Source organism: Streptomyces torulosus (assembly GCF_001419765.1).
In the GTDB taxonomy this organism is placed as follows: domain Bacteria; phylum Actinomycetota; class Actinomycetes; order Streptomycetales; family Streptomycetaceae; genus Streptomyces; species Streptomyces torulosus.
On sequence record NZ_LIRK01000775.1, the window covers coordinates 1 to 5,488 of the forward strand.

The 5,488-nt window shown below is 71.5% G+C and carries 7 protein-coding genes; 4 read left to right on the forward strand and 3 right to left on the reverse strand.

Going from position 1 to position 5,488, the window contains the following annotated elements; genetic code table 11:
- The first annotated feature begins 479 nt into the window (after nucleotides 1-479).
- Nucleotides 480-995 carry a hypothetical protein gene (locus tag AOK23_RS39635; RefSeq protein WP_055717282.1) on the forward strand — a complete coding sequence of 172 codons (516 nt, stop codon included), beginning with the start codon at nucleotides 480-482 and terminating at the stop codon, nucleotides 993-995.
- A 795-nt stretch (nucleotides 996-1,790) separates the two neighbouring features.
- On the opposite strand, the gene AOK23_RS39640 is transcribed toward AOK23_RS39635, so the two are convergent.
- Nucleotides 1,791-2,120: a chaplin gene (locus AOK23_RS39640; RefSeq protein WP_055717283.1), complete on the reverse strand. Its 330-nt coding sequence runs from the start codon at nucleotides 2,118-2,120 to the stop codon at nucleotides 1,791-1,793.
- Nucleotides 2,121-2,343: 223 nt separating this feature from the next.
- Between AOK23_RS39640 and AOK23_RS39645 the strand changes: the two genes are divergently transcribed.
- A complete protein-coding gene (locus tag AOK23_RS39645) occupies nucleotides 2,344-2,904 on the forward strand; it encodes a DUF2087 domain-containing protein (protein WP_055717284.1) in 561 nt (186 codons plus the stop codon).
- 18 nt (nucleotides 2,905-2,922) lie between these two features.
- On the opposite strand, the gene AOK23_RS39650 is transcribed toward AOK23_RS39645, so the two are convergent.
- Nucleotides 2,923-3,888, reverse strand: a complete 966-nt coding sequence (locus AOK23_RS39650) for a D-2-hydroxyacid dehydrogenase family protein (RefSeq protein WP_055717285.1) — start codon at nucleotides 3,886-3,888, stop codon at nucleotides 2,923-2,925.
- 43 nt (nucleotides 3,889-3,931) lie between these two features.
- Nucleotides 3,932-4,318 carry an arsenate reductase ArsC gene (locus AOK23_RS39655; RefSeq protein ID WP_055717287.1) on the reverse strand — a complete coding sequence of 129 codons (387 nt, stop codon included), beginning with the start codon at nucleotides 4,316-4,318 and terminating at the stop codon, nucleotides 3,932-3,934.
- Nucleotides 4,319-4,509: 191 nt separating this feature from the next.
- On the opposite strand from AOK23_RS39655, the gene AOK23_RS39660 reads away from it, so the two are divergent.
- Nucleotides 4,510-4,824 carry an ArsR/SmtB family transcription factor gene (locus AOK23_RS39660; protein ID WP_055717286.1) on the forward strand — a complete coding sequence of 105 codons (315 nt, stop codon included), beginning with the start codon at nucleotides 4,510-4,512 and terminating at the stop codon, nucleotides 4,822-4,824.
- Between the two features lie 50 nt (nucleotides 4,825-4,874).
- A partial coding sequence (locus tag AOK23_RS39665; protein WP_420823790.1) for an aquaporin occupies nucleotides 4,875-5,488 on the forward strand: 614 nt, incomplete at its 3' end.

The window sequence follows — 5,488 nt, forward strand, 5'->3', positions numbered from 1 at the left end:
GCAGAACACCGACCCCCCCCGAAGACACCGCCGCCGCCCACTCCGGCACCAAGGGCGACGCCCCGAACGTCCCCCAGGCACGACCTGAGCCACACGTCGGAGGCGACACCTCCGAGCCCGGACGCTCTCCCGACGCTGCCTGCGCTCCCCTCCTGGAAGTGCCTGTCACCGAGGGCGGCGTAGTCAATATCTGCCTTTGACGTGTGCAAACGAAGGGACCCGACACCCCACGTGTGCCGGGTCCCCTCGCTCGACGGCATCCGATGAGAGGCCGTGAAGCGGTGGTGGCCCGGTCGCCCGCCGGAGACGACACCGTCGAGGGCGGGAGGGAGATGAGCAGTGATGCGTTACCGCGGCCAATGGGCCGGTCGGGGGAATCCCGCCTCGAGGGCGACTGATACCGAGCCCGGGCTCGTTACTCGGTACGGACATTGAGCTTTCGTACCCGACTCCCGATCCTTGAAAGGGACCGTGCCGAGATGAAGTCGACCCCCCGAGGAACCCTGGCCGCCGTCATCACGGGGGTGGTGACCGCGGTGGGTGCCGGTACCACGACCCCCGCCGTTGCGGCCGAATCGGTTCCCGTCGTCGTACCCCTGGACGGTGTGGAGAAGTCGCACAACGCGAAACTGCCCAAGATCGCCGGGGAAGTGCCGCTGCCCACGCAGGGACGGCCGGAGAAGCCCCGGTACGTCGAAGGCCGGCTGACCCCGGAGAACACGCTGCCGCAAGTGCCTCTCCGTGCTCCCCTGCCAGGTCTGGTGGCCGAGGCCCCGCTGCCACGGAGCGCAGGCAAGGCGTCCGAGCGCGCTGCGGTCAGTGCGCCCGCGGCCGACCTGAGGACGATGACGCCCGGACTGTCCCTGGACGCCCCGCTGACCCCGCCCGACCACAGGGCCTCCCGCCTTCCGGCGCTCAAGAAGCCTCAGGCGGCGATGCGCACACCGTTGTTGCGCACAGCACCGACCGCCGACGTGCGGCTCGGTCAGCCGTAGAGCCACGCAAGGGGAGGGAACCCCTGCGTCTTGGGCACCGCCCCATGGTCGGCACCGGGCAGCCGGGCGGGCGCCGCTACCGAACCGGATGAGGAGAGAGCGGTGTCCGCCCGGCAGAGCGCTGGTGGTCCCGGCGCAGCCGGGTGGTTCGGCGGCCTGCGGGTTCGACGGGCCCGGGAAGGTCGGGAAGGCCCGGCCGATCCCGGGCCTTCGGCGTGTCCTGGGACGGTGCGCGGACCGGTGGGACGAAGGCCACCGTGGGCAGGCGGCGGCAGGTCGCACGCGGGCTGCTCGCTCGGTCGTCACCTCGGCCGTCACGCCGGTCGTCACCGCCTCGTGTTCCAGGTGGCCGAGGCTTCCCGGTGGGGCAGCGCGCGACGAGATGGACCTCGGCCACCGGATTCGCCGTGCGGTCGCTGCCGCCGGCCTGGCGGCCGAGAGCCCGCAGGGGCACGTCAGCGCGGAAGGGGCGCCGCCGCGACGATGCGGCGCGCGGGCGGCACGTATGCGTGCGTGGCAGGCACCCACCGCGCGTGCCCCTCCGCACCTGGAGACGGGACCCTTCGCCGTCGTCCGCGCCCTGGACCGCGGACCGGACCGGACGTGGCCCTGGCCGGCCCCGCCCACGACCGTGGCCGCGTGGCAGTGGCGGCATCCAGGCGGCTTCCAGGCGGGATTCAAGAGGGCGCCATCCGTCGGCCCGCCCCGGTGGTGCGAGTACGGCTGAGCCCCCGGCGGTCGACACCGTCGGGGGCTCAGCCGTTCTGTTGCCTGCTTGCCGGCGTCGGCCCGGGGTCAGTGGCCCTTCTTGTGGCCCTTCCCGTCGTCCTTCTTGTGGCCCTTACCGTCGTCCTTCTTGTCGTCCTTCTTGGCGTGGTGCTCGCTGTCGTCGTTGATGCACGTGTTACCGAAGGCGGGGTTCAGCAGGCCGATGATGTTCACGGTGTTGCCGCAGATGTTGACGGGCACGTGAACGGGGACCTGGACGACATTGCCCGACAGGACGCCGGGCGAGCCGATGGCCGCACCGTGGGCGTCCGCGTCGGCCGAGGCCAGCCCGGCCCCGCTGAGGACCAGGGCGGAAGTACCCAGAGCGACGGTAGTCACCTTCACCATGCGAGACATCAGGTTCTCCTTATTTGCTCGATGAACCCGGCCGCACGAACGCGACCGGACGTCCCTTCAACGCTCCCGCGCGCGTGGGGTCACGGTGTTCATCCTGGAATCACCCTTTTTGAACAGGGGAGTTCCGCTGCCATGCCGTGCGCCCGGACGCATCCGGACGGTGCGGCGGCCCAGTGGTGAAATTCGGTTCGCCTCCAGGGGTGCGGCGGCTACTGTCCGGGCCATGGCTACCGACCAACTGATCCGTCTGTTCACCGACGAGGACAGAGCCCGAGCGTTCGCCGCCGTGGCTCTCGGCGCCGATACCCCGGCCAAGGTCGGCGCGACGGCTGGGCTGTCCCCGAAGGACACCGCCATGGCGCTGCGACGGCTCCAGGCCGAGGAGGTGATCTCGGCGACCGGCGCGGGGCTGAGCGTCGCGTACGAGCACTTCAGGGAGCGTGCGCGGGAGGAACGGGTCATCGCGGAGAGCGGGACACGTACGCCGGACCACGGCTCAGGAGACAGGCGCGCCGAGTCCGTACTGCGGACCTTCGTACGCGACGGACGCCTGGTGCGCCTGCCCGCCCAGTGGCAACGCAAGCTCGTCGTGCTCCGGCATATCGCCGAACGTACCTTCGAGTCGGGCGTCGAGTACCCGGAGCGTGAGGTCAACGAGAAGCTGCGCGCCTGGTGCACCGACGGGCCGGTCGACCATGTGACGCTACGGCGCTACTTGGTGGACCTGGGGCATCTGCGCCGGCAGTACGGCTTCTATTGGCGACCTGAGGGCGAGAGCTCGTGAGGCCATGGCGCGGCGGCCTCAGCTGAGGAGTCGTACCGGGGAACCCGCCAAGTACGCCTGGATGTCCTCGACCGCCTGGCCGTAGTACGTGGCGTAGTTGGCGCGGGAGACATATCCGAGGTGCGGGGTGGCGAGGAGGCGGGGGGCCGTGCGCATCGGGTGGTCGGCGAGGAGCGGCTCGACGTCGAAGACGTCGACGCCGGCTCCGGCGATACGGCCCTCGTGCAGGGCGGCGAGCAGCGCGTCCTGGTCGACGATGGCGGCGCGGGACGTGTTGATCAGGTAGGCGGTCGGCTTGAGCAGGGCGAGTTCGGGGGCACCCAGCAGGCCCCGGGTGCGGTCGCTGAGGGCGAGGTGGAGGGAGACGAAGTCGCTGTCCGCGAGCAACTCCTCCTTGGACGCCGCCAGTTCCACGCCCACCTCGTCCGCGTGCTCCTTGGTGAGGTTCTGGCTCCAGGCCGTCACCCGCATGCCGAAGACGAGGCCGACCCGGGCCACCCGGCTGCCGATCTTGCCGAGGCCGAGCAGGCCGAGCCGGGCGCCGTGCAGGTCGACGCCGACCGTGCTCTGCCAAGGGCCGCCCGAACGCAGGGAGTTGTTCTCGGTGACCAGGCCGCGGGCGAGGCCGAGCAGCAGCGCCCAGGTCAACTCGACCGGCGGGGTGGAGGAACTGGCCGTTCCGCAGACGGTCACGCCATGCGCCTCGGCGGCCGCGTAGTCGATGACCGAGTTGCGCATGCCGGAGGCGATCAGCAGCTTCAGGCGGGGGAGGCGGGCGAGGAGCGAGGCGGGGAACGGGACGCGTTCGCGCAGGGTGACGACGATGTCGTAGTCGGCCAGGGCATCCGCGAGGGCGTCCTCGTCGGCGAAGTGCTCCGCGAAGCTCACGACGTCGACGTCCTCGGCGACGGGGGACCAGTCGGCGATCTCGGTCGCGACGGTCTGGAAGTCGTCGAGCACGGCGCAGCGGAGTCGCGGTCGCATGTCGGGTGCCTCCGGGAGATCGATTGCCTGACCCGTCCCGACTCTACCGAGCGTCGATCTCCGCGATCAGGGCCCGGACGCGCTGCTCGATCTCGTCGCGGATGGGGCGCACTGAGGTGACTCCCTTGCCCGCCGGGTCCTCCAGGGTCCAGTCGAGGTACCGCTTGCCGGGGAAGACGGGGCAGACGTCGCCGCAGCCCATGGTGATCACGTAGTCGGAGGACTGGACGGCCTCGGTCGTGAGCACCTTGGGGCGGGCCGCGGCGATGTCGACGCCGACCTCCCGCATCGCCTCCACCGCGGCAGGGTTGACCTGGTCGGCGGGGAGGGAACCGGCCGAGCGGACCTCGACGCGGTCGCCCGCGAGGTGGCTGAGGAAACCGGCGGCCATCTGGGAGCGGCCGGCGTTGTGGACACAGACGAACAGCACGGAGGCCTGCGGCGCGGGCGCGTCAGCGGATGGGGACGGGTTCGTGGACGCGGACGGATTCGCGTGCGCGGGCGGATTCGCGTGCGCGGGCGGATTCGCGTGCGCGGGCGGAGGCGGAGGGGTCGAGTTCATGGGTGGCTTCCTTCGCGGGCGGCTCGCATCAGCCTTGAGCGATGTGACAGTATCAGCGCATGCTGACGTCAGTCGACACTGATCTGCTCCGGGTGCTGGCCGATCCGCTCCGCCTCCGGATCGTCACCCTGCTCGCGCACGAGACGCTGTGCACGACGCACCTCGTGGAGGAGACGGGCGCCAGACAGACCAACCTCTCCAACCACCTCAAGGTGCTGCGGGAGGCCGGGGTCGTGGAGACCGAGCCGTGCGGGCGGTGGACGTACTACCGGCTCAGGCCGGAGGTCCTCGCCGCCCTCGCGGGCGGGTTCACCGAACTGGCGGAGACGGCGCGTGCCACGGCCGAGAACGACGTCAAGCGGGCCTGTTCCTGAGTGGCGGGGGTGTAGGGCGGGGCCTTCATGGGCTGGGGTAAGGAGATCAGGTGACGACGGTCGAGCAGGGCACGGGCGGTGCGGTGCCGGCTGCGGGGGCTGCGCCGGTGCCGGAGTCGGTGCCGGTCGCCGCGGGTGGGCCTGTGCCCGTGGGCGGGTCCGCGTCCGGGAGTGTGGCGCCTGCGCGGGCGCCGTTGGGGGCGCGGGTCGCCGCCGAGGCCGTGGGTACGGCGGCGCTCGTGGCCGTCGTGGTCGGCTCCGGGATCCAGGCCACCGAACTGACGCATGACGTCGGGGTGCAGTTGCTGGCCAACTGCCTCGCCACGGTCTTCGGGTTGGGCGTGCTCATCGTGCTGTTCGGACCGGTGTCCGGGGCGCACTTCAACCCTGTCGTGACCCTCGCCGAGTGGTGGACGGGGTGGCGGCGCGGACACGCCGCCCGCGCGGCGGGTGCGGATGTGGATGCGAATGCGGGCGCCGGGGAGGGTGCGCAGGCCGCCGGGGTGACCGGCCGGGACGTCGCCGCGTACCTTCCCGCGCAGGTCGCCGGCGCGATCGGCGGGGCCGTACTGGCGGACGCGATGTTCGCGGAGCCGTTGGTGAGGTGGTCCACGCATGACCGCTCGGCGAGCAGCAGATGCCCCGCCGAGCGGTCATGCGTGGA

What these genes read in the sequence shown, in the direction of transcription:
- AOK23_RS39645 (WP_055717284.1), top strand. Translation starts at nt 2,344, where the DNA reads ATGGCTACCGACCAACTGATCCGTCTGTTCACCGACGAGGACAGAGCC.
- AOK23_RS39660 (WP_055717286.1), top strand. Translation starts at nt 4,510, where the DNA reads ATGCTGACGTCAGTCGACACTGATCTGCTCCGGGTGCTGGCCGATCCG.
- AOK23_RS39640 (WP_055717283.1), bottom strand. Translation starts at nt 2,120, where the DNA reads ATGTCTCGCATGGTGAAGGTGACTACCGTCGCTCTGGGTACTTCCGCC.
- AOK23_RS39635 (WP_055717282.1), top strand. Translation starts at nt 480, where the DNA reads ATGAAGTCGACCCCCCGAGGAACCCTGGCCGCCGTCATCACGGGGGTG.
- AOK23_RS39650 (WP_055717285.1), bottom strand. Translation starts at nt 3,888, where the DNA reads ATGCGACCGCGACTCCGCTGCGCCGTGCTCGACGACTTCCAGACCGTC.